This window comes from Salipiger sp. HF18, assembly GCF_011806505.1.
GTDB lineage: Bacteria > Pseudomonadota > Alphaproteobacteria > Rhodobacterales > Rhodobacteraceae > Salipiger > Salipiger thiooxidans.
Genome location: NZ_JAATOS010000619.1, coordinates 1 through 2,074, shown reverse-complemented (window position 1 = coordinate 2,074; position 2,074 = coordinate 1). Strand labels below are relative to the sequence as shown.

Sequence of the window (2,074 nt, the reverse complement as noted above, 5' to 3'; positions counted from 1 at the left end):
ATCGGATCCTGACCACCGGGCGCTACGTGATCCCGATCTACCAGTGGAACGTCTCGCGGATCGCCCACGTCAAGGAACTGAAGTACCCCGATCACCTGCCCGTCTACGGCGACTGGACCGACTGGATGCCAAACGCATGGTGGTGGCAGGACTGACGATACGCGCTAATATGGCGTACATGGCCGGGCAACACGGTCAGGGGAACACCCCACAGGCACCAAGACCAACAAAGACAAATGAAGCGAGCAGACAGATGAAACAGGCAATCCTTCTGGCCTTCGTGGCCCTTGTCGCGGCCTGCGGCACCATCGACGGCGTCGGTCAGGACATCTCCTCGGCCTCGAGGACCGTCGAGAGCTGGTTCTGATCCCGATCTTAGACCTTTTGGCACGTTTTACGCAGGCCCTCGGACGCGCTATCCTGTGGAACGGGAGCGAGGACACGGAAGAGCCGCCAAGATGAGAGAACGAGCCGAAATCCTGTCGGAACGCGGGCAGTCGCGGGCGCTGGTGGTCGACGACCACCCGCTGTTCTGCGACGCGCTCACGCTGACGCTGCAATCCATCGCGGATTTCGAAGAGATCCGCACGGCGGGGACGCTTGAGAAGGCGCTCGACATCGTGGCGCAGGGCGAGCCGCCCGACCTCGTGATCCTCGACCTCAACCTGCCCGACGTGAACGGGCTGGACGGGCTGGTGCGGCTGCGCAATGCCGCCCCCCGAGCCGCCATCATCATCGCCTCGTCCATGGCCGACAACCGGATGATCAGCCAGGCGCTCAAGGCCGGGGCCGACGGTTTCGTGCCCAAGCACTCGCAGCGCTCGGTGTTCCGTCGCGCCTTCGAGGCCATGGCCCGGGGCGAGGCCTTCACCCCCGACGGCTACATCGACCCGCAGGGCCCCGGCGAGGACGGCCCCGGCGATGCGCTCGAACGGCTGGCGACGCTCACCGGCCAGCAGGCCCGGATCCTGTCGCTGATCTGCGAGGGCAAGCTCAACAAACAGATCGCCTATGACCTCTCCATCGCCGAGACCACGGTCAAGGCGCATGTCACTGCAATCATGCGGAAACTCGGCGTTCACAGCCGCACGCAGGCGGTGCTGATCGCGCAGGAGGCGCATTTCAGCCGGGTCTTGCCAAACGAAGGTGCCGCGCCGTAATCTGTCCGCCACATCGCTTGGGAGGGTCGATGTCTTGGACTGCGCCATGCCGCGCTCCTCGGGGGAGGACATGACGGACACCCGTGCCTCGGACGCCAACGGCGCCCTGAGCCTTGCTCAGGTGCCCTGCGACGCGCGCGACGCTGTCGCCGCGATCTCGGCGCAGCTCGGTCCCGGACCGTTCGAGCTGGTGTGTTTCTTCGTCTCGCCACAGGCGGATTTCGCAGCGCTCAACCGGGCCTTCAGCGGCGCCTTCGGCAAGGCCGACGTCTTTGCCTGCACCACCGCCGGCGAGATCGGCCGCAGCGGCTACGAGGAAGGCCAGATCATCGCCATCGGCTTCCCGTCGGCGCTGTTCACCGTGGACGCGCTGGCGATCGACAATCTCGACACGCTCGACGACCGCCGGGTGATCGACCAGCTCATCCAGCGCCGCATGAGCCTCAATGTGGAAGCTCCTGATAAGGGGTCGGAATTCGCCTTTCTGATGGTCGACAGGCTGTCGATGCAGGAAGAGAATCTCGCCTCCATCCTGGCCTCGGCCATGGGGCCGATGCCGCTTTTCGGAGGGTCGACCGGCGACGGAACCGACTTCGGCGCCACGTGGCTGTCGTGGAATGGCCGGGTCCGGCGCAACGCTGCGCTGCTGGCGCTGGTGCGCAGCCGCTGCCCGGTCAAGGTGTTCAGCATCGACCACCTGCGCCCGACTGAAACCCGCATGGTCGTCACCCGCGCCGATCCCGACAGCCGCATGGTGATGGAGATCAACGGTTCGCCCGCCGCCGCCGAATACGCCCGGCTGCTGGGCAAGGACCCTCACCAGCTCGACACCTTCACCTTCGCCGCCCACCCGGTGGTGGTGCGGCTTGGCGACAGCCACCACGTGCGCTCGATCCAGCGCGTCGACGAGCACG

3 protein-coding genes are annotated in these 2,074 nt (G+C 66.0%); all 3 read left to right on the top strand.

The features are described 5' to 3' along the window. The first annotated feature begins 253 nt into the window (after positions 1-253). Positions 254-367 carry an entericidin EcnA/B family protein gene (locus HC022_RS24985; RefSeq protein ID WP_008885260.1) on the top strand — a complete coding sequence of 38 codons (114 nt, stop codon included), beginning with the start codon at positions 254-256 and terminating at the stop codon, positions 365-367. A 91-nt stretch (positions 368-458) separates the two neighbouring features. Continuing rightward, positions 459-1,160 (top strand): response regulator, encoded by a 702-nt coding sequence (locus HC022_RS24980; protein WP_008885258.1) that lies wholly within the window; start codon positions 459-461, stop codon positions 1,158-1,160. A gap of 70 nt (positions 1,161-1,230) precedes the next feature. Beyond that, positions 1,231-2,074: FIST signal transduction protein (locus HC022_RS24975; RefSeq protein ID WP_254885264.1), on the top strand; the 844-nt coding region annotated here is incomplete at its 3' end.